Annotated in this window: 23 protein-coding genes, 1 tRNA gene and 2 pseudogenes; 17 read left to right on the forward strand and 9 right to left on the reverse strand. The window is 57.5% G+C overall.

The window, feature by feature from the left end; genetic code table 11:
- Positions 1–3: 3 nt before the first annotated feature.
- A pseudogene (locus ACQZ5G_RS11395) lies at positions 4–135 on the forward strand (DUF2274 domain-containing protein); the annotation flags it as partial.
- Here the strand turns inward: ACQZ5G_RS11395 and ACQZ5G_RS11400 are convergent.
- From ACQZ5G_RS11400 to ACQZ5G_RS11410, 3 genes are all read right to left on the reverse strand, one after another.
- Complete coding sequence (locus tag ACQZ5G_RS11400) at positions 132–1,082, reverse strand: LysR family transcriptional regulator (RefSeq protein ID WP_448737637.1); 951 nt, start codon at positions 1,080–1,082, stop codon at positions 132–134. The pseudogene ACQZ5G_RS11395 and the gene ACQZ5G_RS11400 overlap by 4 nt on opposite strands.
- Before the next feature lie 162 nt (positions 1,083–1,244).
- Positions 1,245–2,366 carry an NAD/NADP octopine/nopaline dehydrogenase family protein gene (locus tag ACQZ5G_RS11405; RefSeq protein WP_448737636.1) on the reverse strand — a complete coding sequence of 374 codons (1,122 nt, stop codon included), beginning with the start codon at positions 2,364–2,366 and terminating at the stop codon, positions 1,245–1,247.
- 187 nt (positions 2,367–2,553) lie between these two features.
- Positions 2,554–3,735, reverse strand: a complete 1,182-nt coding sequence (locus tag ACQZ5G_RS11410; protein ID WP_448742665.1) for a M24 family metallopeptidase — start codon at positions 3,733–3,735, stop codon at positions 2,554–2,556.
- Between the two features lie 135 nt (positions 3,736–3,870).
- Here ACQZ5G_RS11410 and ACQZ5G_RS11415 point away from each other — a divergent pair, with 135 nt between their 5' ends.
- From ACQZ5G_RS11415 to ACQZ5G_RS11440, 6 genes are all read left to right on the forward strand, one after another.
- Positions 3,871–4,929, forward strand: coding sequence for a LysR substrate-binding domain-containing protein (locus ACQZ5G_RS11415; protein ID WP_448737634.1), 1,059 nt, complete (start codon positions 3,871–3,873; stop codon positions 4,927–4,929).
- A 346-nt stretch (positions 4,930–5,275) separates the two neighbouring features.
- The gene (locus ACQZ5G_RS11420; protein ID WP_448737633.1) at positions 5,276–6,328 is read left to right on the forward strand and encodes an ABC transporter substrate-binding protein; all 1,053 of its coding nucleotides are present in this window, start codon (positions 5,276–5,278) and stop codon (positions 6,326–6,328) included.
- Positions 6,325–7,224: an ABC transporter permease gene (locus tag ACQZ5G_RS11425; RefSeq protein WP_448737632.1), complete on the forward strand. Its 900-nt coding sequence runs from the start codon at positions 6,325–6,327 to the stop codon at positions 7,222–7,224. The genes ACQZ5G_RS11420 and ACQZ5G_RS11425 overlap by 4 nt, the downstream gene beginning before the upstream one ends.
- Complete coding sequence (locus ACQZ5G_RS11430) at positions 7,221–8,024, forward strand: ABC transporter permease (protein WP_448737631.1); 804 nt, start codon at positions 7,221–7,223, stop codon at positions 8,022–8,024. Before ACQZ5G_RS11425 ends, ACQZ5G_RS11430 begins: the two co-directional genes overlap by 4 nt.
- 16 nt (positions 8,025–8,040) lie before the next feature.
- A complete protein-coding gene (locus tag ACQZ5G_RS11435) occupies positions 8,041–9,111 on the forward strand; it encodes an ABC transporter ATP-binding protein (RefSeq protein ID WP_448737630.1) in 1,071 nt (356 codons plus the stop codon).
- Between the two features lie 35 nt (positions 9,112–9,146).
- Positions 9,147–9,932: an SDR family oxidoreductase gene (locus tag ACQZ5G_RS11440; RefSeq protein WP_448737629.1), complete on the forward strand. Its 786-nt coding sequence runs from the start codon at positions 9,147–9,149 to the stop codon at positions 9,930–9,932.
- A 416-nt stretch (positions 9,933–10,348) separates the two neighbouring features.
- Here the strand turns inward: ACQZ5G_RS11440 and ACQZ5G_RS11445 are convergent, their stop codons facing one another.
- Genes ACQZ5G_RS11445 through ACQZ5G_RS11455 form a run of 3 tightly spaced genes read right to left on the reverse strand, consistent with a single transcriptional unit; the run spans position 10,349 to position 13,307 of the window.
- Complete coding sequence (locus ACQZ5G_RS11445; protein WP_448737628.1) at positions 10,349–11,461, reverse strand: NAD(P)/FAD-dependent oxidoreductase; 1,113 nt, start codon at positions 11,459–11,461, stop codon at positions 10,349–10,351.
- The gene (locus tag ACQZ5G_RS11450) at positions 11,458–12,861 is read right to left on the reverse strand and encodes an FAD-dependent oxidoreductase (protein WP_448737627.1); all 1,404 of its coding nucleotides are present in this window, start codon (positions 12,859–12,861) and stop codon (positions 11,458–11,460) included. Before ACQZ5G_RS11450 ends, ACQZ5G_RS11445 begins: the two co-directional genes overlap by 4 nt.
- Entirely contained in the window at positions 12,858–13,307 is a 450-nt protein-coding gene (locus ACQZ5G_RS11455) for a (2Fe-2S)-binding protein (RefSeq protein ID WP_448737626.1), read from the reverse strand. Before ACQZ5G_RS11455 ends, ACQZ5G_RS11450 begins: the two co-directional genes overlap by 4 nt.
- Between ACQZ5G_RS11455 and ACQZ5G_RS11460 the strand changes: the two genes are divergently transcribed.
- Complete coding sequence (locus tag ACQZ5G_RS11460; protein WP_448737625.1) at positions 13,306–14,229, forward strand: LysR substrate-binding domain-containing protein; 924 nt, start codon at positions 13,306–13,308, stop codon at positions 14,227–14,229. The two genes, ACQZ5G_RS11455 and ACQZ5G_RS11460, sit on opposite strands and share 2 nt — an antisense overlap.
- Before the next feature lie 188 nt (positions 14,230–14,417).
- Here ACQZ5G_RS11460 and ACQZ5G_RS11465 read toward each other — a convergent pair whose 3' ends face one another.
- Complete coding sequence (locus ACQZ5G_RS11465; protein WP_448737624.1) at positions 14,418–15,530, reverse strand: ABC transporter ATP-binding protein; 1,113 nt, start codon at positions 15,528–15,530, stop codon at positions 14,418–14,420.
- Between the two features lie 430 nt (positions 15,531–15,960).
- Between ACQZ5G_RS11465 and ACQZ5G_RS11470 the strand changes: the two genes are divergently transcribed.
- The 7 genes from ACQZ5G_RS11470 (at position 15,961) to ACQZ5G_RS11500 (ending at position 22,740) form a co-directional block, all read left to right on the forward strand.
- Positions 15,961–16,734 (forward strand): DeoR/GlpR family DNA-binding transcription regulator, encoded by a 774-nt coding sequence (locus ACQZ5G_RS11470; RefSeq protein WP_448737623.1) that lies wholly within the window; start codon positions 15,961–15,963, stop codon positions 16,732–16,734.
- A 55-nt stretch (positions 16,735–16,789) separates the two neighbouring features.
- Entirely contained in the window at positions 16,790–18,058 is a 1,269-nt protein-coding gene (locus tag ACQZ5G_RS11475; protein ID WP_448737622.1) for an ABC transporter substrate-binding protein, read from the forward strand.
- On the forward strand, positions 18,055–19,023 hold the full coding sequence (locus tag ACQZ5G_RS11480; protein WP_448737621.1) for a carbohydrate ABC transporter permease: 969 nt from the start codon (positions 18,055–18,057) through the stop codon (positions 19,021–19,023). The genes ACQZ5G_RS11475 and ACQZ5G_RS11480 overlap by 4 nt, the downstream gene beginning before the upstream one ends.
- The gene (locus ACQZ5G_RS11485) at positions 19,023–19,844 is read left to right on the forward strand and encodes a carbohydrate ABC transporter permease (RefSeq protein WP_448737620.1); all 822 of its coding nucleotides are present in this window, start codon (positions 19,023–19,025) and stop codon (positions 19,842–19,844) included. Before ACQZ5G_RS11480 ends, ACQZ5G_RS11485 begins: the two co-directional genes overlap by 1 nt.
- 73 nt (positions 19,845–19,917) lie before the next feature.
- Entirely contained in the window at positions 19,918–20,748 is an 831-nt protein-coding gene (locus tag ACQZ5G_RS11490; RefSeq protein ID WP_448737619.1) for a glycerophosphodiester phosphodiesterase, read from the forward strand.
- A 159-nt stretch (positions 20,749–20,907) separates the two neighbouring features.
- The gene (locus ACQZ5G_RS11495; protein WP_448742666.1) at positions 20,908–21,687 is read left to right on the forward strand and encodes an inositol monophosphatase family protein; all 780 of its coding nucleotides are present in this window, start codon (positions 20,908–20,910) and stop codon (positions 21,685–21,687) included.
- 15 nt (positions 21,688–21,702) lie between these two features.
- On the forward strand, positions 21,703–22,740 hold the full coding sequence (locus tag ACQZ5G_RS11500) for an aldose 1-epimerase family protein (RefSeq protein ID WP_448737617.1): 1,038 nt from the start codon (positions 21,703–21,705) through the stop codon (positions 22,738–22,740).
- A gap of 49 nt (positions 22,741–22,789) precedes the next feature.
- Here ACQZ5G_RS11500 and ACQZ5G_RS11505 read toward each other — a convergent pair.
- Positions 22,790–22,874, reverse strand: a tRNA-Leu gene (locus tag ACQZ5G_RS11505).
- A gap of 381 nt (positions 22,875–23,255) precedes the next feature.
- On the opposite strand from ACQZ5G_RS11505, the pseudogene ACQZ5G_RS11510 reads away from it, so the two are divergent.
- Positions 23,256–23,540, forward strand: a pseudogene (locus ACQZ5G_RS11510) (acetyl-CoA C-acetyltransferase); the annotation flags it as partial.
- Positions 23,541–23,687: 147 nt separating this feature from the next.
- On the forward strand, positions 23,688–24,080 hold the full coding sequence (locus ACQZ5G_RS11515; protein ID WP_448737889.1) for a LysR family transcriptional regulator: 393 nt from the start codon (positions 23,688–23,690) through the stop codon (positions 24,078–24,080).
- 139 nt (positions 24,081–24,219) lie between these two features.
- On the opposite strand, the gene ACQZ5G_RS11520 is transcribed toward ACQZ5G_RS11515, so the two are convergent.
- A complete protein-coding gene (locus ACQZ5G_RS11520; RefSeq protein ID WP_149622362.1) occupies positions 24,220–24,816 on the reverse strand; it encodes a TetR/AcrR family transcriptional regulator in 597 nt (198 codons plus the stop codon).
- Positions 24,817–25,010: the final 194 nt, after the last annotated feature.

Raw genomic sequence — 25,010 nt, forward strand, 5'->3', positions numbered from 1 at the left:
AATGCCGACGTGCTTGCACGTGAGACTGGGCAGCCGGCAACTGATCCCATGAAGCTGATCGTGCCGATGCTTGTGCGCTTTATATCGACAGACCGGGGGTTCGCGCGTGCGCGAAAAGGCGTGTCAGGGGTCTAAACCCTTCCGCGCGCCGTCGCTCGCGGCATTGCAAGCCGTTCTTGCGCAATGTCAAGGAGGCTCCGCAGTGCGGGATTCGGGTTGGAATCCATCCAGATCGCCCACACTGATATCGCGCTCCTGCCCGCAAGGGGAATAAAGACAACACCATCGATGGCGGCGCGGGTCCGACCGACGGCAATCGTCACGCCAAACCCCGACGCCACCATGTTGATCAGGTCGCATTGATTGGCCCGGTGCAGTTGCACCCGCGGTTCTGTGCCCGACTTTGCCATTCGGCGGGTAAGGTAATCCCTGATATCGGGTCCCAGACCGCTTGCACTCAGGATGAACGTCTCCTGCTGAAGGTCATCGATGCTCAATCTGCGCGCACTGGCCTGGGGGTGAGATCGTGGAAGAACTGCCAGCATGGGCTCATCGCCGAGATGCAGCGATTGGAACCCTCCGTTCTCATGGAGTTTCGCTACAATCGCCACGTCCACGCGCCGCTGCTGCACCAGAGCCGAACTCGCACTGGTGGTGCTCTCCACGATTTCCAATTCGACACCGGCATGTTTCTCGCGGAAGCGCTCAAACAGTTCGCCGAACAGGGTGAATGGAATGCTGGCGCCAACCGTAAGCTCGCCGTCTTCACCACGTTGCGAGGCCACCGCCTGCCGCATGGCGCGTCTCAAGTGATCAAAGCCCAGCGCAGCTTCCCGCAAGAACCGATCGCCAGCGGGCGTCGGACGAATTCCCGCATGGCTTCGTTCGAAGAGTTCTGCTCCAACGCGATGTTCGAGGTTTCGGACACCTCGGCTCACCGTAGATTGCTGAAGGTTCAGCGCAGCTGCCGCTCGACGAAAACTACCGTATTCGGCAGAGGTCAAAGCGTACTGAAATAATCGGAAGTCAACCACGTATTTCGGCATGAGCGTCACCTCAGCAAGCAGAGTTTTCTTCTTCATCTCGTGCGGGCTTCGCATGGTCAAACCACAGGAACGGCCGCTCCCTTGGCCTTGTCCATGCCGACTTCGGTTCCAATCGTGACCACTTGCGAACACACGCGGTAAGTTATTCGCTCATCCGATCTGCATCATTTTGCCGAAGACCTCATGCCTCCAACGCCCTCAGGTGTGGCCATTCGAAAGAAGTGTACCAATTGTGTCCACCTCGACACCGGCGAGGCCAAGTTTTTCGAGGCTCCAACCAGATTTCCAGTAATCGCATCCATGCATAGCGTTCGCGAAAACGACCGTTGCTTCGAGCAAGGGAGTGTTGACGCCAAGGCTGCGTGCTAGGGCGATAGCTGGCACGAGTTGCGTCGGAATATCTTCGCTTAGATAGCGATAGCCGAGGCCGGGAGGGCTCTTGACCTGCCTATAGGCAGGCACGTTATGAACTACTTCGTAGAAGTTATGCCCGATAACGCCATATGATTCTTCCAAAAGCTCAGAAAATGTCTTCACTTTTGCCCCTACCGCGCGCTGAATGTCTTGCCATTCTGCGTCCACGGCTTCGATGACACGCGCGACAGTCGGTGTGATCTCGTAACCGTCATAGATGTAAGGTCCATTGGCCTCGATTCGAGCAGCGTTCATGATCATGGGAATCGGATGAAGGCCAGGCGCTGCGCTGGCGAGGCCGCATTCGAGCGCATTTGCGGTAGGACTCAATTGCGGGAAATCGCTTTTCAGTCGATCGAGAAGCTCTTGCGTGCGGCGGGCTGGATAGACCCCAAAAGGCAAAGTGCCCTTCTTGCTGACAATGCGCAGAGCTTGGGGGCCGATGCTCTGTCCGACAATGGGCATTGAAGCAGTCTGCCCCACAAGAATACCTTTAGCTCCAGCGTCGGCGGCAAGCCGGCTCACCAGCATGGCCCCGCCCAGCCCGCCGGGGCAGAGCAAGATAATCTGGTCATCGCGAAGTGAACCTGCAAGGGTGCCAAGCAATTCTTCATAGGCGGTCTGAGGAGTCATCAGGATAATAACGTCCGCCTTGGACGCGCCCAAGGCGAGATCGCGGGTAACCTCAATTCCCGTCACCAGGACTTGCTGCTTCCCACCGACAAAAGTCTCGATCCTGCAGTCGACCTGAATCCCTGGCGCCGCGAACAATTGATCGATGGTATCGCAGCAAGCCTTACGGTCAGAAAGAATAACCCGGTTTCCTGCCAGACGAAGCTCTGCGGCCAGTGCGAGTGCCCCTTCTGACGTTCCTATTACGGCGTAGGTGTGGGGATTGATGCTCAACTCAATATCCTATTTCACGTACTAGCCGTTGGTTCGGCATGTGATGCGAGTTCGCCGATCGTCACCCGCTTGGACGGCGATCGGACTTTGTCGAATCCCACGTCGCTAGAGAGGTGGTTTGCGCCGGCGGCAAGTACGGGCGTCGCGGCATGGCCGCACCGTCCTCGCTGGTGGCTGCGTCTGTGTTTCAGCGCGTCAGGACGTTAAGCTCTCTGGGGCAGCGGGTAAGAAGTTCTGCTCCATCCTCCGTAATCAAATAAGTGTCCTCTGGATGGGCTGAAAAATTGGGCAAATATATACTGGGCTCGATTGTCACAACCATCCCGGCTTGGAGGGGCAGCTTGTCGCCTGCTCCGATTTCCGGAAGTTCAGCGGCCTCGATTCCGACCCCTCGGCCTGTGCGATGGGCAAACGTCTCTCCGATCCCCGCCTTGTCGAGCATCTCACGCGCAACTAGATCGGGGACCTCTGCGGCCACACCCGGCCGTAGCACCGAAACCGCCTTGTCATAAGCGTCGAGAACGGTCTGGAACATATCTTGTTCGGTTGAATTCGGTTTGCGCATTGCAACGTTTCGCGCAAAACCGATCCGGTAATTCTGGAATTGCGGGATGCGGCAGAAATCCAGCAGGATCATGTCGTCAGGCTCGATAGCACGCGTCGAGGCCAGCGCATGCACCATGTCACACCGTGGGCCAGACGTGATGATTTGGGAGGTTTCCGCCAAAGGATGGTCTAGTGTACAGCCGCAGTTGCGATGATCGCAGTGCCAGGCAAATTGATGTGCCGCGTGGTCGCGGCCGATCATGGCGATCTCGTATTCCCGGACCCCCGGACGTATGCTGGCACATTCCGCGTAGTACTCCTGAACTGCCATTTTGCCGCTGATACGCAGGATGTCGATTTCTTCCGCGCATTTTATGATTCGCATTTCCTCGACAAGGCCGTTGCTCGCCACGATCTCGGACGCGGGAAGTTCGCCGTCGAAGAGATCGTAAAGCGCAGCGGAGATGAAATTCTTCTCGACGGCAATTTTCTTTCCGCCGAGGCCCTTCTCTCGGAAAATTGCATTCAGCAGGTTCAACCCGCCAAAAGTCTCCGTCTCGCTTCCCCATTCGACATGATAGCGTATATCCGATAACCAGGATCGGCGCCGGGCGAAAAAGTATTCGAGCTTCGGCACGATGAGGACCGGTTCGCCAACAGCTGGCACGATTGCACAGATCAGGCGGCGCGGCATAGCGTATTCGCTGCGGCTACTATATCCCCACAGACCGGTAACGTATCGGACGTTTTCAGGCTTGATTACAAGCAGCGCATCAAGCCCACGCCTGCGGATCCGCGCCTGCAGATCCATTACGCGGCTCATATAAGTTTCCGTGCGCATTCAGTTACCTTCCCAATATCGACGAATGATCCGCACATCTTCAAGTGCTCAATGTATCAGGTCAAATAAGGACTTTTTGGTTTTGTATGTCCTAGACTTATGAATGGAGCTCATCTTATGATTGCTCCCGCCCGTTTGGCGATTGAATGCATTCGCCGGGGTCGGCAGCGCGTCAGCGCAGAATTCGTTCAGACGAGCCAAGGCGGGGAGTTCGACCTCTCCTTCGTCAGTGCTCGCTATCAAAGGGAGTCCGCATTGCGAATGAACGTTAAGCAAGTGGAGGCATTCCACCAGGTTTTCGTCACGGGAAGCATTACTGTGGCGGCGCAGCGATTGTACGTTTCTCAACCGGCGGTAAGCCGCTTAGTGGCGGATCTGGAGCTGGCTATCGGCTTCAAATTGTTCGAGCGCAAGCATCGTCGGCTCATACCTACGCCAGAGGGCCATATGCTTTTCAACGAGATCAAGAAAACATTTGTTGGTCTCGAGAAGATCGCATCGCGTGCCGAAGAAATTCGATCGTTTCGAGCAGGTGCGATCCGTATCGCGGCTATGCCCGCCCTTTCGTTCAGCATTTTGCCCCCTTTGATAACCGAGTTCATGTCAGCCTATGAGGGCATACATATTTCGCTCAACGTCCGGACCTCCGATACGGTGTTCGACTGGTTGGGCTCCGATCAGTGGGATATTGGAATTGCGGCGCTCCCTGTTGATAAGACCGTAGCACAAATCGAGTTGCTACCGTCACCAGCCTGCTACTGCGTCCTTCCGCCCGGCAGTCATCTCACCGATCACGACGTCATTACTCCCCAGGATCTCAATAACCAGCCGTTCATCTCGCTCTTTGCCAACAGTACAATCCGCTTGCGAACCGATGCAGCTTTTCAAGCCGCGGGTGTGCAACGAAAAATGATTATGGAGACTCCCTACTCGTTCAGCGCGGTGCAATTCGCAAAGCTTGGTTTGGGAGCCACCATCGTCGATCCGTTTTCCGCAACAAGCTTGGTCGACAACCCCGCCTTAGCCAAGCCGTTTCTGCCGGCGATTCCTTATGAATTTGGGCTGTTGTATCCTGGACTGGCGCCTCTCTCGGGCATTGGTAGTAAGTTCCTTGATGCACTGAAGAGCAAACTTCAGTCGTTTAACGACCGCCTATCGAAAGACTATCGTGAATAGACTTGCGCAGTGCAACACACGCGCATCATCGTGGCGGGAGAACGCAGGGCGAGGACAACTGGTTCGACGCGCTCGAATCGAGCCGATTCGCAGCGGTCGCCGCTCGATATTCCTCCCTCGACAGTGTCTTCGGGGAGCAAATGCATAACCTGGGTGAATGAATTTCCGAATTTATATCATTTGACGGAAAGCATCCATCCTATGCAGATAGTTTTTCATAGATCGAGTTCGACCGATCTAAATAACGACGGAGGCACAGGCGTCTTCCCCGCAGCTCGAGGGGTCTCACGCTCCCCCTCGTGACGAGCTATCGCAATTACAACCAAAATAACAAAGGGAACTGATTATGGTTTTCATATCGAAACGCAGATTTGGTGGTTTCCTCGCCGCGGCTCTGTTCGCGACGACTTTGCCGGCGGTTACGACCGCGCTTGCGCAAGAGACCGTTGTATTCGCGGGATTCGGAGGCAGCATCGAGGCCGCTCAACGCAAGGTCTACTTTGATGCCTTCGAGAAAGAGACGGGCATCAAAGTGATCGACGTCCCCGATTCCGGCCTTCCCAAAATCAAGGCCATGGTGAATAGCGGCAACGTTCAATGGGACGTGGCAAACGTGCTTGGCATGTGGGTTCCGCTCGGCGCAAAAGACAATCTTTGGGAGAAGCTGGACTACACCGTTATAAACACCAGCGGCATCCCAGGCGAGTTCCGGAGTGAATATGGAATCGGAAACGCTGCATATGGCCAAATCCTTGCCTATAACTCGAAGCTGAGTGGCGGAGAAAATGCTCCGAAATCCTGGGCTGACTTTTGGAATGTTAGCGGAAAGCCAGGTCAGCGAGGACTATTCGACGGCCCGAGATATGTTCTCGAATTCGCTCTGTTGGCGGACGGGGTTGCGCCAAAAGACCTCTATCCACTTGATGTTGATCGTGCCTTCGCCAGTCTCGACAAAGTGAAAAGCAAGGTGTCCGTTTGGTGGAAGCAATGGCCCCAAGTGCCGGTCCTGCTGTCGTCCGGCGAAATCAATATGTCGAACACGTCGCATGCCCGCATTCAGGACATTGTCGCTGCCGAGAAGGTGCCGCTAGAAATTGTTTGGAACCAAGGTCTCATGACTGTTGACTGGCTCGCTGTGCCGCGTGGAGCGAAGAATTCGGCGAACGCAATGAAACTCATTGCATTCATGAGCCGCGCGGACTTGCAAGCCAAGTTCGCGAAAGAAACTCGCATCGGACCGGTCAACAATGACTCTCTTTCGATGATGACCCCTGAAGAACAGCAGCAGCTGCCGAGCTTCCACTATAAAAACGGTGAGATGGCGCTGGTCAACGACGCCTGGTGGGCCGAGAACAGCGACAAGATGATTCAGCGGTGGGACAGCTGGAAGCTGAAATGAAATCGACGGTTACACAGAGCGGCGCGCTGGCGTCGCATGATCTCAATCCGAAGCGAGCTAATCGCTCGCTTCGGCCCAGCGCCATTTGGCTCGTCATTCCCGGAGTAGCATTTCTGGCAACCGCATTCGTGCTGCCGCTGGTTATCTTGCTTTCGCAGAGCGTCTACGATGAGGGATTCACGCTCCGCTATTTTGAAATGATCTTCACGACGCCAAGTTATCTGACGGTCGTTTGGATCACCTTCAAGACGGCAGTTCTGGCGACGGCGGCTACCATGCTGCTTGCCTATCCAGTGTCTTGCTACCTGATGGTCGCCAAATCCGCGACGCGGTCGATTATGATGGCGTTGATCATCATCCCATTCTGGACGAACATCCTCGTGCGCTGTTACGCCTGGATGGCCATCCTCCAGCGTCGCGGACTCGTGAACACGTTTCTTACCGATCAGGTGGGTGTGCTCGATCGGCCGATTGATATGGTTTACAATCTGTCAGGAGTGCTGATTGGTATGACGCACTACCTGCTGCCACCGGCCATCCTCATTCTCTACAGCATCAACCACAACATCGATCTTCGCCTAGTCGGCGCTGCACGCAGTCTTGGTGCAAGTTCGTCACGCGCATTCCGGCACGTCTTCCTACCGTTGAGCATGCCAGGGGTACGCGCTGCCACGTTGCTGGTCATGATTCTGAGTCTCGGCTTCTTCGTTATACCGGCCTTGCTTGGTGGGTTGAGTGACACGACGCTGGCGACCCTGATCAACATACAGTTCACTGAATCGGTAGATTGGCATTTCGGCGCGGCCCTTTCCATGGTCCTGCTGGCGATGACGCTTATCGGAATCGGGGTTTACTATCAGGCCCTCTCGAAAGCCAAAGGAGGGAAGCAGCCGTGAAATATATCCGCCACATAAATCCGTTGGCGATCGCAAGCTGGGTGGTAGTTGCCTTCCTGCTTCTGCCGTTGGTCGCCATCATTCCGATGTCGTTCAGCAGTTCGTCGCTGTTGAGGTTGCCGCCGCCCGGATATTCTCTCCGGTGGTATGAAGCGTATCTGTTCGATACCGCTTGGATGACTGCGACATTGAACAGTGTATTTGTTGCGTGCGCGACTGCTGTGCTTTCTGTCATCCTCGGCACGGCGACCGCCTATGGTCTTTCGCGCAGCAAATGGAAAGGAAAGGCTCTCCTGCAGGCTCTGATCCTTTCTCCGTTGCTAATCCCCGGTATCGTGATCGCGGTTGCGACCTATTCAATCTTTTCCATGTTGAAGCTTAACGGAACTTTCGCAGGCCTTATTATTGGCCATACGATCATCACGTTTCCCTACACGGTCGTAGTGATAACAGCCGCACTGGAACGTTTTGATCCACGCCTGGAGCAAATGGCTGTGAGCTTAGGTGCGTCGCCCATCAGAGCATTCATGTGGGTTACACTGCCGATTATCCGGGCGGGTATCATCATTGCATCGCTTTTCGCTTTCCTCCACTCCTTCGACGAGGTGGTGATGGCCACGTTCATCGCCGGTCCAGAAACAAGGACGTTGCCCTTGCGCATCTGGGATGGAATTCGCTTTGAGCTGACACCTGTTATCGCGGCCGTTTCGTCCATTCTCATTCTCGTTTCCTGCGCCGTTATTGGCATAACCGAGGTATTTAACCATCGAAGCAGGACCATCGTAGGCGCAAAGCCCTAGAATTATTGGAGTTCACATGAATCCTGCAGTTGAATTTAACAACGTTAGCAAGCACTTCGGCGATTTTGTCGCGGTCCAGGACTTCTCTCTTACTGTCGAGAAGGGGCAGTTCGTAACCCTTCTCGGATCGAGCGGCTCGGGAAAGTCGACTTCGCTGATGATGCTGGCCGGCTTCATGACGCCGACCGGTGGCAACATCTGTATTGATGGCCGTGACGTAACAGAATTACCACCGCACCGGCGCAACATCGGTCTCGTCTACCAAAACTATGCACTGTTCCCGCACATGACGGTCGCTGCGAACGTGGGCTTCCCGCTGAAAATGAGACATGTTGCAAAGGCTGAGATCGCCCAGCGGGTAAGAAGCGCTTTGCAGAAAGTTCGCCTCGATACGTTTGCTGATAGGCTCCCGGCACAGTTGAGCGGGGGCCAACAACAGCGTGTTGCTCTTGCAAGAGCAATGGTGTTCGAGCCAGCTATTCTGTTGATGGACGAGCCTCTTGGTGCGCTCGACAAGAACCTTCGCGAGGAGATGCAGGTCGAGATTAAACGCATCCAACGCGATGTCGGCATCACCACGATCTACGTCACCCATGATCAGGAAGAGGCGATGTCGATGTCCGACAATGTTGTCGTCATGAGTAAGGGGATGATCGAGCAGGCGGCACCGCCCGCGGAACTTTATGAGCGTCCGCGGAACGCCTTCATCGCCCAGTTCATCGGATCGGCGAACGTTATTCCCGGCGTTCTCAAGCTTGCAAACGGTGGAAAATCTTTTCTTTCCGATGCAGGTGCGGTGATCCCGCTAGGAGAGGAGGATATGGGCGCGGATGGAACACGCAAGGCCGCCATTGTCCGGCCCGAACGGATCAGATTCGGGGCTGCGGGTGATCCGATGGCCATTCCCGCAAGTATTGAATCAGTCCTCTATGGCGGTACGATGATCCGTTATTCGACGCGGGCAGGCAACCAGCGGATCGATGTCGTCGCGGTCAATAACGGAGGCATGCCTCATCAGACAGGTGAACCTGTTCACCTCACCTGGGATCCCAAAGATTTCCTCCTCGTGGAAGCACCGGCGAACTAGCAGGGTAGCGACCAGGCGGTCGGCGGGAGGAGCATATGTCGGATTGCAACAAGGCTCCCGTCGCACTTGTGACCGGGGCAAGTCGCGGCATTGGGGCGGCAACGGCCAGATTGCTGGCACACCGCGGCTACCGTCTCGCACTTATGTCGCGATCGGCGTGTGGCGAGGTCGCAAGCGAACTGGGAGCCTGGCATTATTCGGGCTCGCTCTCAGACGAAGGGGATATAAGGTCATTCGTCGATGGCGCGGCGGCACGTTACGGTAGGGTCGATGCGCTGGTTGTAAGTACTGGGCGATATTCATCGATCCTGGATAACGCTGATGTGCCCCCGCCCGCGGAACCCGGTGGTCTTGGTTACGATCCTGGTTTCAAACCCGACATCTTTTCTGTGCCGCGCGCGGCCTGGCACGATGCGCTGGATCTTCTCGTCCTGAGCACAGTCAGTCTTGCCAAGTTCGTGACGCCGCATCTGCTCGCCGCCGGAGGCGGCGCCATCGTGGCAGTTTCAGGCATGGAAGCTGCTGAACCACAGCTTCGATATCTGCTAAGTCCAGTTCGGTCCGCGATTCACGGGTTCGCACGGCTTTATGCGGATCGGTACGCGGCCAATGGTGTCCGCATGAACTGCGTATTGCCCGGGATGCTGGAGAACGCAGCCCAACATTCGGATTCAGAGTTGTTGCGGTCTATCCCGGCCGGGCGAGCGGGGACTCTGGGGGAAATCGCCGAGACGATCGCTTTTCTGGCGTCTCCCGCCTCGTCCTATATCACAGCTCAGACGCTGCTGGTCGACGGGGGCTTGAACCGCGGGCGAGGTTAGAGTCGGAGAATCAAGCTGGCGACAATTAAAACGAAACTTCGGCGATCCTGTTTTTGAGCGAGGTCAGTGACAGGAGTTGGCCGTCCACGCTCGCAGAAGCCTTTCCCGCGTTTCAGGTCGACACGGCTGAACGACACCAATTCCGCAACTACCAAGCGCGTTGCCAACAGGTCGTAAAGAACTTGACGAACCTTCTCGCGCTGAACGTCAAGGTCGAGGCGTCGCGCGCGGGCGAGGCGGGACGAGGACCTCATCAGTGCGTTTACCTCGACCCAGGCAGCGCTTCTACCGTGATCCTCTTGGACACAATTTGCGGAAGCGTTCGCATGTAAGGCTAACGGCATTTTTCTGATGCCGGGCGCGCGTGACGAAAGGAGGCCCGCTCTTCTCATGCTAGAAGGCGAGACAGTGCCCGATCAAGTGAAACGGGTAATGCTGAATGGCTCGATCGGTGCATTGGTCGCGCCGTTGGTAATCAGTTCGGCCATAATTTCTCCCACGGCTGGACCCATCTGGAAGCCGTGTTCTGAAAAACCGAAGGCATGAAACAGGTTTTCCTCAGTGGAAGAGGGCCCGATCACGGGTATACGGTCGGGCATCAGGGCTTCGATTCCCGACCACGATCGCACGATGTTCGCAGATGCCATGATCGGAAAGATATCGATTGCTGTCTTCGCCGACCGGCGTAGTTCGTGGAAGTACATGTCGGTGATATTGGTGTCCGGCTCAGCCTTTCCACGCGTACCGCCGCCTACGACGACAGTGCCATTGGGCATCTGTTTGAACGAAAGCGGCCTTCCCGCAGCACCCACGACGGCATCGCAGAAGTGTGGCATGCGCTGGGTGACGAGCATCATCGGTGCCACAGCTTCAACCGGAGCCTTTTCTCCGGCTTGGCGGGCGAATTCTCCGGACCATGCCCCGGCACAATTCAGAAGGTAGCGTCCCGCAAAGACTTGATCTCCCATGCACGACAATTTCCAGTTTCGCCCATCGCGGACGATCGTCAGCGCCCTCGTACCTTCATAAAATCGCACGCCAAGCGCCTCCGCCTTGCGCTTGAACGCGAAAGTAGTCTGGAAGGGGAGTGCAAAACCATCCTCCAAGCTTGCCAACGCCCCGACACAATGCGGCGCAACCGCGGGCAGATAGCAGCGCAACTCCTTCTGATCGAGCATAACCTCGTGATTGAAGCCAAGTGCCCTCACATCGGCGGCTCGCTTTTCCTGAGCCTCAAGGTCCTGCTCAAACTCGATGACCCTGATTTGGGGAGCAACCTGAAAGCCGCAATCGTCATCGACCAGATCCCCGATTTTGCGCCAGATCTCCATCGAGCGGTTAGAGATCGGAATCTCTGCAAAATGCCGTCCGAGGCGCCGCACTCCGCCTCCGTTGACGCCTGAAGCGTGCCGCGCGACGGTATCCTTCTCGACGACGATGACCGAAAAACCACGCATGGCGGCGTGAAGGGCCGCAGAGCAACCGTGGAGACCCCCGCCAATAACAAGCAGATCTGCAGTTCCGCTCATCGCTGTTCCTCCTGCTTCAACGACGTCGGAGACGCTCCGGTGGCTCCCAAGTTGGCGAGCTCGGTCAGGCGTAGCGGCTTGAGCGGCGGCCTTACTCGATAATATCCCACCGTTGAAGGTTCCTCCCCCGTACATTCGGCCACGATTTCCGAAAGCGTCAAACCGCAGAAGCGGCCTTGGCATGGACCCATGCCAGTCCGAAGGAGCGATTTGACCTGGTTTGGTCCCGGCACTCCGGACGCCACAGACGCTCTGATCTGGCCTGCCGTAATCTCTTCGCATCGACATACCATCGTCCTGTCGTCCGGCTCACGGATTTCGGTTGAAGGGGCGTAGAGCATTTCGAGAAACGGACGTATCGACAACTCCTTCCGTAGCCTGGCTTCCAATGCGAAGGTGTCGGCCCGCGAGGATTTACCTGCTTTTTTGGCGATACGTAACGCGACAAGCCGTCCCTGCATGGCGGCAACCTTTGCGCCACCTATCCCGGCCCCGTCGCCTGCCACGTATACGTTCGGAACGCTTGTCTCGCCGTATGCATCGAGAACCGGCAGGAAACAGCGTTGGCTTTTATTCCACTCATGACTGCAATGCAGAAGCCGTGTGATCTGCTGGTTCGGCACGACGCCTTGATGTAGCGCGACGGTTTCGGTCCCAAGGTGATGTGTCCGCCCTGCGCTCACAAAGGTGACGGCTTCGGCGCGAGTTTCGCCCTCGATAGCGATCTGCGTCGCATCACGATAAACAGGAACGCCCGCTGCTCTGACCGCATACATCATCGCCACGCCTTTTTTGAGATATTGCATCACGGCGAGGTTCAGACGCAGCTTCGGAAGTGCCTCAATGTAACGTCTGCGGGGCACTGTTTCGACGATTGCCGCGGGCTTTGCTCCGGCAGTGACCATCTGTGCCGCGATCAGCCAAATCAGCGGACCTGAGCCGACGAGAACGGCATTGTCGGCAACCAACCCATGAGCCTTCAACAAGATCTGGCACGCCCCCGCAGTCATAACTCCGGGGAGAGTCCAGCCGGGCAGCGGCGTCGGTCGTTCGATAGCGCCGCTTGCCACGATCAATGCGCCAGCGGAGACCTCATGAGAAACGCCTTCCTTCGAATACGCAAGTCTGATATCGCGGGTAACGTTCCAGACCGTCGCGCCCGGAGTATAGACGGCAGGACAGATGCGAAACTCCGCAGCCAGTTTCCGTCCGTTGGCGTAATCCGGGCCAAGAATATCCAGGCGCTTGGAATCCGCATCCTCTATCGATCGGTAGATTTGTCCCCCGGGGGCAGCTTGCTCGTCGAGGAGAATAGTGGAAAGTCCGGCTCGTGTGCTTTCGATCGCAGCGGACATCCCTGCTGGCCCGGCGCCGATGATGGCTACGTCATAATAGGTCATTGTTGTTCGACCTCTTCGGCGCCACATTGCCGGCGAACCACCATTCCGTCTCTCACACGCGTCATGCACGCTTGGCGGTTTGCGACATCATCGATCTCGACAAGACATTCGAAGCACACACCCATCATACAGAACGGCCCCCTGGGAGCGCCGGAGACGGGTGTTGAGCGAAAAGTTGCCTCGCCAGCCGCAAGAAGAGCGGAGGCAACGGTATCGCCTGCGGCTGCACCTACTCGCCTGCCGTCAAACTCGAACACTATTTTTGGGCTGTCCTCGCCCTTGATGTGCCTCAGCATCACATCTCCTGACAAAAAGACCGTGACAGGATGCCGCTGGATGCAGGCTTGTGACCTATCCGGTTCAAAATATTGATTAAACGCTTCCTTTTGCCACTCAAATGAATTTATATGGGCCGCGTATAACCCACGGTTATTCGGTGATCTCATGCCGCGCCCCAATGTTCGCCAGATAGAAGCCTTCAATGCCGTCATGAAGAGCGGAAGTGTGACCAAAGCGGCGGAAGCCCTGTTCATCAGCCAGCCGGCTTTGACCAAGCTGATCCAGGCTTTCGAACATTCCTGCGGCTTCAAACTGTTCTTCCGGAATACAGGCCGGCTTCTGCCAACTCCGGAGGCACATCAGCTGTTCGTCGAGACCGAACGCCTTGAAATCGGTGTTGACCGTGTTCAAAAGACTGCCAATGCGATCCGCGATCTCGAACGCGGCGATATTTCCGTTGCGGTCTTCCCTTCTCTTGGCTTGCAATTCCTCCCGCGGCTTGTCGCTAAATTCCTGTCGACGAGGCCGAGCGTAATGGTGTCTCAGGTGACACGACCGTCGAGGACTATTGAAGACGCCGTAGTTACTCGAGAGGCAGATTTCGGCTTGACTTTGGTCAAGTCTAACAGCGCGGCGGTGCGGTGCGAGCCGTTTCAATCCATCCCCATGGCGTGTGTACTGCCGAAAGATCATCCGCTTGCGGCAAAGCAGGTCATCGAATATCGGGATCTGGATGGCGAGCGTTTTGTCGCGCTTGGTCGGGAGGATCTGTCGCAACAACTCGTTCAAGCCGCTCTGGATGCCGAAGGCGTGAACGTTGATGTAACCGCCGAGGTCCAGTTGGCGCAGGCTGCGATCGCGATGGTGAGCGCTGGCTGCGGCATTAGCATTGGGTCGCCGCTCAGTCTGCTAGGATTAGCCGATGAGAACGTTGTTTTCCGTCCGCTGCGAACGCCGATCTTGTTACCGGTATGGCTTGTCACTCCAAAGTTTTCGGAGCCGTCCATGATATGCCGCACATTGATCGACGATATCAAAGCATCTCTTGAAGCCTTGTGTGAAGGTTATGTCATCCCACCTAGGGTCTGAGCAATTAGCCGCAATCACAGAAGGGCCATCGGCCACCGCAACATGCGGTCCGCCAGTCGGCGACCAATGGCCCTTCCTCCGGGAGGACTGCGGGTCAGAAACTCCGGCCCACAGATAACGGCCGCGAAAGCCGTTATGACGATATCCGTGCGAGAATCTGCCGGATTGCGTGCCTCAGAGGGAAACGGTCAACGGGTGTCGAGCACGAGCCGCAGGCCGCTTTCCGCATCGAACAAATGGATCTTGTCGGCCTCGGGCGCCACGTAGATTGTATCGCCCGGCCTGGCGGAGATCCTCTCGCGGAAGACGCAGACCAGATCCTGATTTCCTTCTGCGGCAGGATGGGACCTTGCATTCGGATCGCGCACGACCACCTGCGTTTCCGATCCCATCGGCTCGATCACGACGACTTCGACCGGAACGCCGTCGGCCGCGTCGGCACTCGTGAGGCGGAAATGTTCCGGGCGCACGCCATAGGTCGTGGCCCGCCCTTCGAATGCTTTGGCGGTTGCTTGTGGTAGTGGCAACCGCAAACCGCTTTGGGTCATGAATGTGCCGGCGTGGATCTTGCCTCGCACGAAGTTCATCGACGGGGAGCCTATGAAACTCGCTACAAATAGATTGCGTGGGCGATCGTAAAGTTCCAGTGGCGCACCGATCTGCTCGACGACGCCGTCATGCATGACAACGATCTTGTCGGCCATCGTCATGGCCTCGACCTGGTCATGGGTGACATACACTGTCGTGGTTTTCAACCGTTGGTGCAGTTCCTTGATCTCGGCGCGCATGGCGACGCGCAGCTTCGCGTCGAGGTTCGACAGGGGTTCGTCGAAGAGGAAGACCTGCGGATTGCGGACGATTGCCCGGCCCATCGCAACGCGCTGGCGTTGACCGCCGGACAATTGCCGGGGGAATCGGTCGAGATATTTTTCGAGACCGAGAATGCCTGCCGCGTTCCTGACCCGGGCGGAAATCTCCGCGGAAGGGACTTTTCGCAGTTTGAGCGAATAGGCCATGTTGTTGGCGACGGTCATATGCGGGTAGAGCGCGTAGTTCTGGAAAACCATCGCGATATCGCGCTCTTTCGGTTCTACGTCGTTGACGACGCGATCACCGATGCGAACCTCTCCCCCCGAAATATCCTCAAGGCCGGCGATCATCCGCAGCAGCGTCGATTTTCCGCAACCGGACGGGCCGACAAGGATGACGAATTCTCCATCCTCGATGTCGACCGATACCCCGTGAAGCACGTTCAACGCGCCATAGGTCTTTCTCACGTTGTCGATTGCTAATCCTGCCACTTTAACGCTCCTCCGCGGCCAACTGTTTCTGTGATCTTCATTCTGCCTCCTCGTTGCGGGTTGAGTGGCCGGTGGACAGCCTGGGAGGAGTGCTGTCCGCCGGCGGCCGACGCGTTCCCGCGGCCAGAAAAGCGATTGAATTCCTTCTTCGCAGGCCATCCCCCAAACCGGCGTCTCACGCGCTTCCGATTGGCCTCCGGACCTCGTGGCTCGAACTGCACATCATGGAAGCGGCGTGGTGAATGATATGAACGAAATCGCTCATTGGCAAGGCTGTCGCGAAAATACTTCGCAAATGCCCGAAGATCAGCGCATTTATAACGGTAGCGCACAAACGCACCGTCACAAAACCTTCATATCTTGGTGACTTGACAACGAAGGGATTCGCTCGCTATGAGCGATATATGTCATTCAGCAAATTGGAAACGCCGTGCTCAATACTGCCGAAGATCGCCAGGAGAAGATCGTCGACCTGCTTCGCGAGGAGCTGTTCCTCGATATCAAGACGCTGACGAAGCGATTTGATATTTCGGTCGCGACCGCCCGGCGTGATCTTGTCGAGCTTGAAGAGGCGGGTCTCCTGCGACGCACCCATGGCGGCGCGGTCAGCATATCCCAGGTAGCGCATGATCCGGCCAACGCGACGCGGGCGGTTTCTCAGCGAGCGGAGAAGAGAGCCATCGCGGAAGCCGCGGCCGCAATGATCGCCGACGGAGATGTCGTTCTTCTCGATGCGGGTACGACCGCGCTGGAAGTCGCCAAGCTGCTCGTCGGCCGCAAGGGTCTGACCTTCATCACCAACGGCGCCGACATCGTCGCCGAGCTGATCCGGCACGACGCAGCGAGCGTCTATTCCGTCGGGGGAGAGTTCGCGGAGATCAACCGTTCTTTCCGCGGACCTCTGGCCGAACATTTCATCCGGCAGTTCAATGTCGACAAGCTCATTCTCAACGCCGCCTCGATCGATCTCGGCCGGGGCCTGATCTTTACGGGATCGCCGGTCAACGCCAGCATCCAGAAGGCGATGATCGAGGTGTCGAGTCGCACCATCGTTGTGGCTGACCACACCAAGTTCACGAAATCGAGTTTTTCCGTCACTGCGAAGATCGAGGATGTCGGAACGATCGTTACTGATGTCGCCGCCAAGGCCATCATCGAAACCGCGCCGGAGAAACTCAGGAGGAAATTCGTCATCGCAAGCTGAACCGCGATGCCGCGACTGCCAACAACAGCTTCGAGAGAAAGCAAGGGAGGACCCCATGTTTACTGCCAGCAGAAGACATATCATGTTCGGTACGGCCGCGATGATGCTTGCATCGCTGTCGGGTGTCGACAGCGCCTGGAGCGCCGGCGACGTCAACCTCAGTCTGATGATCTGGGATCCGGCCCAGAAGGCCGGCGTTCAGAAGGCGGTCGACGCCTTCCAGACGGCCAACCCTGCCATCAAGGTTTCGCTCGTTCAGGTTCCTCCGGATCAGTATTACACCAAGCTCGACGCCTCGCTTGGCGCGGGCGAGGGGCCGGACGTCATGTGGCAGAGTTCCAGGGCGTCCTACTATGTCGAGGGCGGCGCCCTGGAGCCCCTGACCGCCTACATGAAGAAGGATAACCTGTCGCTCGACGGCTACAACAAACAGATCGTCGGCCTTTACAATATCGGCGGCGAGCAATACGGCGTGCCGAAGGACATGGATGCCTGGACGTTCATCTATAACGCCAGCGTCTTCAAGAAGCTTGGCGTCGAAGCCCCCAAGCCCGACTGGACATGGGAGGACATGGTCCGCATCGCCAGGGAACTGAAGGCGAAACAGGCTCCCTCCGACGTTCCGCTCTATTATAACTATTCCTTCAACAACGGTGTCGCGAGCCTCGTCCACGCGCTTGGCGGCAAAGTGATCGACAACGGCAAGAGCGCGATGTCGTCACCGGCCGGCATCAAGGCGCTGGAAATGGTCAAGTCTCTCCAGGACGACGGCCTCATCCTCAAGGTCGCCGACTCTTCGGACTTCAACCCGGTGTCCTCGCTGATCTCCGGCAAGCTGGCCATGGCCGAAATCCCCTCGTGGAACCTCAGCCTCCTTTCGAAGGCCGATCTCCCGGCCGGCACGTTTCAGGCTGTCCGGATGCCGTCGGTCAATGGATCGTGGACGACGGACACCAATGGCCTCGTCTACGTGATGAACACCAATTCGAAGCATAAGGACGAGGCGTGGACGCTCATCAAGTTTCTGACGTCGGATGAAGGTGCTGTGCTTCATGCCGAGGGCGGCGCTGGCCTCCCGGCCAATACCGCCAAGGCGACGCTTTCGGCTTTCGTGAAGGCGAACGAGAAGCTTGGCGGCCTGGAGGAGGCCCTGTCGGTCACGATCGACAAGAGCTACCTTCGCACCACCACGCGATATCCGAAGATCATCACAGCCAACAGCAAGATCAACAGTGCGGTGATGGGGCCGTTCTACGCGGGGTCGGTCTCGGCTTCCGATACCGCGAAGAAGATCGACGAGGCATTGGATGAGGCACTGCGGTGACCAGCGCCGTTCCTCTCCAGATCAACCACGCTGAACAGCAACCCGGCCGCACGACATCGCGGCTCGGCGGCTTGAAGTGGCGGCAGGCGCGGGCGGGATATCTCTTTCTGGTCCCGTTGTTTGCCGGGCTGATTGTCTTCCGGTTCTATGCGTTCGGCTACAACGTCTGGCTTTCGTTCACGAAGGCGGGGGCATTCGGCCCGCCGCGATTCGTCGGCCTCGACAACTACCGGCGGCTGCTGTCCGACAGCCAGCTCGTGGTCGCGCTCTACAACACCGTGAAGTTTGCCCTGATCGCCGTACCGGGCGTCGTGATCGTCTCGCTGCTCTGCGCGTTGCTCATGCAATACCGGTTCCGCGGCGAGTCGGTGTTCCGGGCGATCGTCTTCCTGCCGGCGGTCTGCCTGCCGACGGCGATCATCCTCGTCTTCGGCTGGCTGTTCCAGACGCAATACGGTCTGATCAATGCCGCGATCCAGGTCGTCGGGTATTCTCCGGTCAGTTGGTTTGGAAGCGAAGCCGGCGTCACCGTTGTCGTTTCGATGATTGTGGTCTATCTCTCGTTCAGCGTGCCCGCGATCATTCTTTATGCCGGGATGCAGGATATCCCATCCGATGTCTATGAAGCCGCCATGCTCGATGGCGCCGGCCCCGTGCGCCGGTTCTTCACGATCACCCTGCCGCTTTTGACGCCGTCGCTGTTTTTCGTGATCCTGACCTCGACCATCGGGATTTTAAAACTGTTCGACACGGTCTACATCTTGCTGCCACCTGTCGACCATTCCGTCTCGACGAACTACGGCCTGACGCTGGTCTACTATTATTACTACCTCGCATTCGTCGACGCCGGCCAACGCGGCTATGCGGCAGCCGTATCCCTGTTTCTGCTCATCCTGATCCTCGGCGTCTCGCTCGTTCTGCTTCGTCTTCAACGCCGGTTCGTGCATTATGGGGAGGACGGCTAATGGTCATTCAATACCGTGTCCAATGGTGGACCTATCTCGCGGTCGCCGTCGTCGGAGTGCTGATCCTGGCACCATTCGCCTGGATGGTGTCGACGGCCCTGATGACGACGGCGCAGACCCTTCAGGTCCCGCCCAGCATCATACCGTCCCCGGTCACGCTTGACGGCACGCATGAGGTGTTCAACCGGCTTCCTTTCGCCATCCTGCTGTCAAACACGGTGATCGTCTCAATCGGCCGGGTAATCGGCACGATCGTCATCTGCTCGATGGCGGCCTATGCGCTGGCCATCGTCAAGGTTCCCGGCGCGAGGTTCATCCTCCTGATCATCCTGGCGCTGATCATGGTCCCGGGCGATATCTTCATCATACCGAGCTATTCGATCATCACCTCGATGCGCCTGACCGATACGCTGGTGGCGCTCGCGCTGCCGTCGCTGTTTGACGTGTTCGGCGTCTTCCTGCTCTATCAGTTCTTCCGCGGTGTCCCGAAGGAACTGATCGAGGCGGCGAGGATGGATGGCGCCTCCCACCTGCGCATTCTCGCGACGATCGTCGTGCCGATCGCGCGCAGCGGCATCATCTCGCTGGCGATCCTGACGACGCTCGCTGAGTGGAAGGAGTTGCTGTGGCCGATCGTCGTCAACCGATCGATCGACAAGATGACACTGGGTCCTGGTCTTGCCTTGCTGCGCGGCGAATACACAACCGACTGGAACGTGTTGATGGCCGCGGGCGTGCTGGCAGCGCTGCCCATGGTGGTCATCTTCCTGATCCTTCAGAAGCGGTTCATCGCCAGCTTTGCCCGAAGCGGGCTGAAATAGCCCGATTCGATCGCCTTCCGGCAGGTTCGATCTCCCGTGCTTTGCGGAGAACCTGCTTCCAACGAATGAGGAAATGATGCTCGATCTTTTGCCCTCGCGCTCCGGGCGCGTTCTGGTTTGCGGCCATCGCGGCCATTCCATCGAAGGCCATGAGAACACACGGCCGGCCTTGCAGCGGGCCGCGGAACTTGGTGCCTCTCTCTGCGAGATCGACCTGCGGATGACCCGCGACGGCCGACTGGTCGTTTATCATGACGACATTCTCGATAATGCCTCGACCGGTGCCGGCCTGATTTCCCGGCTCGACTATGCCGATATCGCCGGGCTGCGGACGAAGAACCGGAACGGGATCGCCATCGAGGGCCAGCCGATCGAACCGTTCGAGGACATCCTTGCCTTCAGCCGGGATCTCGGCCTGGCGCTGATCGTCGAGATCAAGGACAAGTTCGAAGGCAACGCGTATCTGGAGGAGGTCATCCGGTTGCTCGGTCAGACAGGTATGCTCGACCGTGTTCTGATCAGTTCGTTCGACTACGTCGTTCTGCGCGATATCAAGCGTCTTGCGCCCGGCATCCGCACTATGGGCATCAACTATCACCGGCTTGTCGAGCCGGCGGCGGCTGCCCGTTCGGCGGCGATGGACGTCATGAACACCGACTATCCGCAATTTGCGCCTGACATCGCCGAGGGGCTGCATGCTGCCGGCGTCTGCGTCAGCCATTACCTTCCGCCGCCCCAGCACTTCGCCCTCAGAGGTTCCTACGGGCTGGATTATCTCGACCAATTGCAGACCTGGATGCGCGCCGGGCTGGTCGACATGCTGGTCTGCGATGACGTCGCCTGGATCGTCGAGTTCATCAAAACCTGCGGCCTCGAGCCCACCCGGCTCGACTTCGCGAAATAGCGCTCCGTGCGGACAGTCTGGTCAATCAGCCGGTGGTCCGCACGAAGTTTTTTGAAAGCAGTTTTCGCCATCCCGCTTTTGAGGTGACGATGTTTGCATGATGAGGAAATAAGGCCAATGGCTGGAACCACGAAAAGATCGACCGTGCCCGATCGCGATATGGAGGCTGTCGTTGAGGCGATCGCACGCAGGGCAGGCAATATTGCCTTATCGTATTTTGATGTGCTGGCAACGCTCCCCGTCGAGAGAAAAGGTCACCTCGATCTCGTAACCGACGCGGATCGCCAGGTGGAAGAGTTCCTGATCGAGAATTTGCGGCAAGCATTTCCGCAAGACGGTATCTACGGTGAAGAGGGGGGCGACGTTGCGGGTGTCTCCGGACGCACATGGATTATCGACCCCATCGACGGCACGTTCAACTTTGTTCGCGGCAGCCAGAACTGGGCGATCTCGATCGGCCTGTTCGAGAAGGGCAGGCCGGTCTTCGGTGTCATCTTCGCTCCGGCCCGTCACCTGATGATCACGGGGGGAGAGGGCATCGAGGCGAAGATCAACGGCGAGCCGCTCGCGGCGCTTCCTCCTTTCGATATTGCGCGCGCCTCGACCGGTATCGGTCTTCACCCATCGGTCGCGACAGACGATCGGCTGGAGGTTTTGCGTTTCATCTCTGACGAGCTTCGCATCAATTTTCGATGCTGCGGCTCATCCGCCCTTTCGCTGGTCGAAGTCGCGATGGGGGAAACCGATGGCTACGTCGCGCTCGGTGATGCCACCTGGGATGTGATGGCCGGTCTGCCGATCCTCGTCAGCCTGGGCGGCTCACATACTATCGACTGGAGCCGCATCGATCTGCAGGACAAGCTCCGGTTCGCATGCGGAAGCGAAGCGTTCCTTGGCAAGGTGCGACCGCTGCTCGACCGCGTTTCGGCGGGATCGTGAAGAGGCGGTGAAGTCATGACCGGATCTCCCTGCAGGCTGTCGCCGACGGAGTTGCGCAAACGGACGGTCGATGGCAGGGGCATCGCCGACATCCGCCTCGTGGAGATGGAAGACGGTCCCGGCCGCGGCCAGCGGCTGTTTCTCGTTCGCAATGCGGCGGGCATTGCATTCGAGATCGCCGTCGATCGCGGCTTCGATATTTCCAGCGCCACCTGGCGCGGCATCAACATCGGCTGGAACAGCGCGAACGGACTTCCCTGGCCGCCGAACTCCGTCGATGCCGAGGATGGTATTGGTTTCTACCGAAACCTCGACGGTTTCATCGTCACCTGCGGGCTGGATCATTTCGGCGCCGCAAGCCGCACAGACGCTTCGCATTTCATGCACAAGCACCGGAGAGAGGTTTTCCATCCCCTGCATGGCAGGATATCGAGCCAGCGAGCCCAGATCTCGGGCTACGGCATCGATTGGGACGCTGAAAGTCCGGTTATCCAGGCGGAGGCGATCGTTCGGCAAAGCGCGGTCTTCGGCGAAAATCTGCTTCTGCGCCGCCGCATCAGTGTCCCTGTGTTCGGCGACACAATCCGCATCGAGGATGTCGTCGAAAACCGCGGCTTTCGGCCGACGCCGCATGCGCTCCTCTATCATGTGAATTTCGGGTACCCGTTTCTGGATGAGCAGACGAAACTGTCGGGCGATCTTGATGCGAGTTTCGTCGCGGCGTTCAATGCCGAGGACAAGCAGCCCCGCGACGATTTCGTGGACTATTTCCAGGAAGTGGCGATCGCATCAGAAACCGCCACGGCTTCGATCGCTCTGACGAATGCTGTTTTGATGGACGGGATCGAGGTAAAACTCCGGTTTTCGCCCGCGGCGCTTCCGGACTTCGGCGTATGGCGAGCGTTCCAGTCCGGGGTTTATGCTCTCGCCCTTGAGCCGGTGCGCCGCGGCAACGTTAACAACGCGGTCAACGAGTGGCCGGGCATGCTGTCGCCTGGTCAGGTTGCAAGCTCGTGGCTCGAATTGCAGCTGTCGTCGATTGACCGAAGCTGACCTCAGCCTCTCATCGCGAGGCCGTCGGTATTAGATTCATGAAACAAGATGGTGCGGGTGGTCGGGCTCGAACCGACACTCCTCTCGGAACCGGATTTTGAATCCGGCGCGTCTACCAATTCCACCACACCCGCACGGTGCCGATCTCCTGCGTGCGTAGCGCCTGAGGGTAGCCGACCGCTCCTATACAGCACATGCGCAGTGATTTCCAGAGCAAAGTTGCGCTGTGGAAAAACAGTAATTTCAGCGCTGTAGCGAACGCTGTCGAACCAATTGCTGCCTTTCCTTCAACTCGTGCCCCTGTTACTCGGGAACACATACAACCTCGGGACTGACCACATGCGGCGACGACGATCATGTCGGCGCTGTGGTGCACTGCCTCCACGTTCAACTCGGCAGGGATCAGATCGGAAGGCCGAAAATGGGCTCGCATGCGCTGATTCTCCGTCAGAAACGGCCAGTAGAATCCGAAACGACATCGAGAATGAGTCAGACCCCGTTACGACGCCGATTGACAGGCACTGGACAAGGCAGGGTGGAAGGTTGAAGACCTCGATCTGGTGGAAGCGAATGAGGCATTTGCTGCACAGGCATGCGCCGTAAATCAAGAAATCGGTTGGGACCCGGGCATTGTAAAGGTCAACGGCGGAGCGATCGCTCTCGGGCATCCGATCGGTGCATCTGGTGCACGCATCCTAGTTACGCTTCTCCACGAACTTGCCAAAAGAGACGGACATAAAGCACTGGCAACGTTGTGCATAGGCGGTGGAATGGGGATCGCACTGACAATTGAACGCTGACTATATGTCAGTCCCCGGATGGCTCAACGCAGATTTGGTTAAAAATCAAATTGGCAATTCGTAGAGTTCCGTAATCAGCCAGCTAAAAAGGCGATTGTCTGAGATCGTGTCTCCTGTTCTCAACCACATTCAACTGGTCAGGCGCTCATCGTCGCCGAGGAAGGCAGCTTTATTCGTGCCGGAAGAAGGCTTAACACGCATTACTTCCTGGTGAGCCGCAAAATTCGCTACCTTGAAGAGTCGGTGGGGATAAGGTTATTTACCCGCGGTGGAAGCGGTGTGACCCCTACGCCCGATGCAGCCCATTTCGCGACGTTCGCCAGATCATCACCGACCTCGAAACTGTTCTCAACCTCGGGGATAATGGTCGTCACAACCAGCGGCAGCCTCTCCGTCGGCGTGCATGTGTCCATGCTCGATGGTGAACTTTACAAAAGCCTTCACCAATTCGTCACCGAGAATCCGGATTTTTCCCCGCAATATCTCGACGCGCCCCGTGTTGAATTGATAATTGCCGCGAATGCTGGCGATCGGCAGTAGTGGTCCTAAGCGTCTTGGTGGCCGCCTCAAACAGGATCGAATAGACTTGCCGCTTGTTCTGGTAGGCTCGCGTCTCTCCATAACGTGCGGGAAAATCGATCACCACGCCCGCGGCCGGGGAGCTCTCCACGTTCATCGCTTATCCAAACGCCGCCAGAAACACTTCCGTCGCCCTTTCGACTGCGGACTGACGAACTTGGTGATCGGGTTGGTCATCCAGTCCCCATAGCTGACGCTCGACAAGTCCAGCCTCACAAAGGGACTTGAAGTAAAGGCTGGCCTCGCGGAGGTCGGATCGTTGAAGCTTGCCCGCCTCCATCAGCGCGGCAATGATTTCACTGATTGCGATGAGGGTTTTCCGCGGTCCGTTCTCATAAAAGATGCGGCTTAGCTGTGGCTGTCGTCCGGCCTCGCCCATGATCAGGCGATTTGCCTCGATGACGTCAGGGCGCGTGACAAGATCGAGATAAGCAGTCCCGAGCTTTCGAAGAATTTGCTCGACATCGTCGCCGCGTCCCGCAGCCTCGATTTCCTCGACGCCGCCTTTCCCCGCCTCGTTAACAAAGGCCTCAAAGAGTGCCTCCTTGCTTGGGAAATAACCGTAAAGCGTAGCCTTCGACGCCGTGGCCTCAGCCGCTACCGCTTCCATAGTCACCGCGCCGAAGCCCCTTTCGATGAACAATTTCCCGGCGGCCTTCACAAAACTCAACCGCCGATCCTCGGTCTTTCTTCGCATCGCGTCATTCCCGTTTCGCATCAGGCTCAACGCCCGCCGTCATCATAATTAAACGATATCGTACAGGAATATTGACAATGAACAAGTCAGGTTATATCTAAACGCTAACGTTCAATTATGGGTGCCTCTGTGAGCGCTAAGCCGGAAATGCTTGAAAACGAAAAAGGCTGGGGGCGATCCGGCCCCTTGGCTCC

Source organism: Agrobacterium sp. 22-214-1 (assembly GCF_053522465.1).

Coding starts and splice junctions, on each gene's coding strand:
- ACQZ5G_RS11400 (WP_448737637.1), bottom strand. CDS start 1,082: ATGAAGAAGAAAACTCTGCTTGCTGAGGTGACGCTCATGCCGAAATAC.
- ACQZ5G_RS11410 (WP_448742665.1), bottom strand. CDS start 3,735: ATGAGCCGCGTAATGGATCTGCAGGCGCGGATCCGCAGGCGTGGGCTT.
- ACQZ5G_RS11415 (WP_448737634.1), top strand. CDS start 3,871: ATGATTGCTCCCGCCCGTTTGGCGATTGAATGCATTCGCCGGGGTCGG.
- ACQZ5G_RS11420 (WP_448737633.1), top strand. CDS start 5,276: ATGGTTTTCATATCGAAACGCAGATTTGGTGGTTTCCTCGCCGCGGCT.
- ACQZ5G_RS11425 (WP_448737632.1), top strand. CDS start 6,325: ATGAAATCGACGGTTACACAGAGCGGCGCGCTGGCGTCGCATGATCTC.
- ACQZ5G_RS11435 (WP_448737630.1), top strand. CDS start 8,041: ATGAATCCTGCAGTTGAATTTAACAACGTTAGCAAGCACTTCGGCGAT.
- ACQZ5G_RS11440 (WP_448737629.1), top strand. CDS start 9,147: ATGTCGGATTGCAACAAGGCTCCCGTCGCACTTGTGACCGGGGCAAGT.
- ACQZ5G_RS11445 (WP_448737628.1), bottom strand. CDS start 11,461: ATGAGCGGAACTGCAGATCTGCTTGTTATTGGCGGGGGTCTCCACGGT.
- ACQZ5G_RS11450 (WP_448737627.1), bottom strand. CDS start 12,861: ATGACCTATTATGACGTAGCCATCATCGGCGCCGGGCCAGCAGGGATG.
- ACQZ5G_RS11460 (WP_448737625.1), top strand. CDS start 13,306: ATGCCGCGCCCCAATGTTCGCCAGATAGAAGCCTTCAATGCCGTCATG.
- ACQZ5G_RS11455 (WP_448737626.1), bottom strand. CDS start 13,307: ATGAGATCACCGAATAACCGTGGGTTATACGCGGCCCATATAAATTCA.
- ACQZ5G_RS11475 (WP_448737622.1), top strand. CDS start 16,790: ATGTTTACTGCCAGCAGAAGACATATCATGTTCGGTACGGCCGCGATG.
- ACQZ5G_RS11485 (WP_448737620.1), top strand. CDS start 19,023: ATGGTCATTCAATACCGTGTCCAATGGTGGACCTATCTCGCGGTCGCC.
- ACQZ5G_RS11490 (WP_448737619.1), top strand. CDS start 19,918: ATGATGCTCGATCTTTTGCCCTCGCGCTCCGGGCGCGTTCTGGTTTGC.
- ACQZ5G_RS11495 (WP_448742666.1), top strand. CDS start 20,908: ATGGAGGCTGTCGTTGAGGCGATCGCACGCAGGGCAGGCAATATTGCC.
- ACQZ5G_RS11500 (WP_448737617.1), top strand. CDS start 21,703: ATGACCGGATCTCCCTGCAGGCTGTCGCCGACGGAGTTGCGCAAACGG.
- ACQZ5G_RS11520 (WP_149622362.1), bottom strand. CDS start 24,816: ATGCGAAGAAAGACCGAGGATCGGCGGTTGAGTTTTGTGAAGGCCGCC.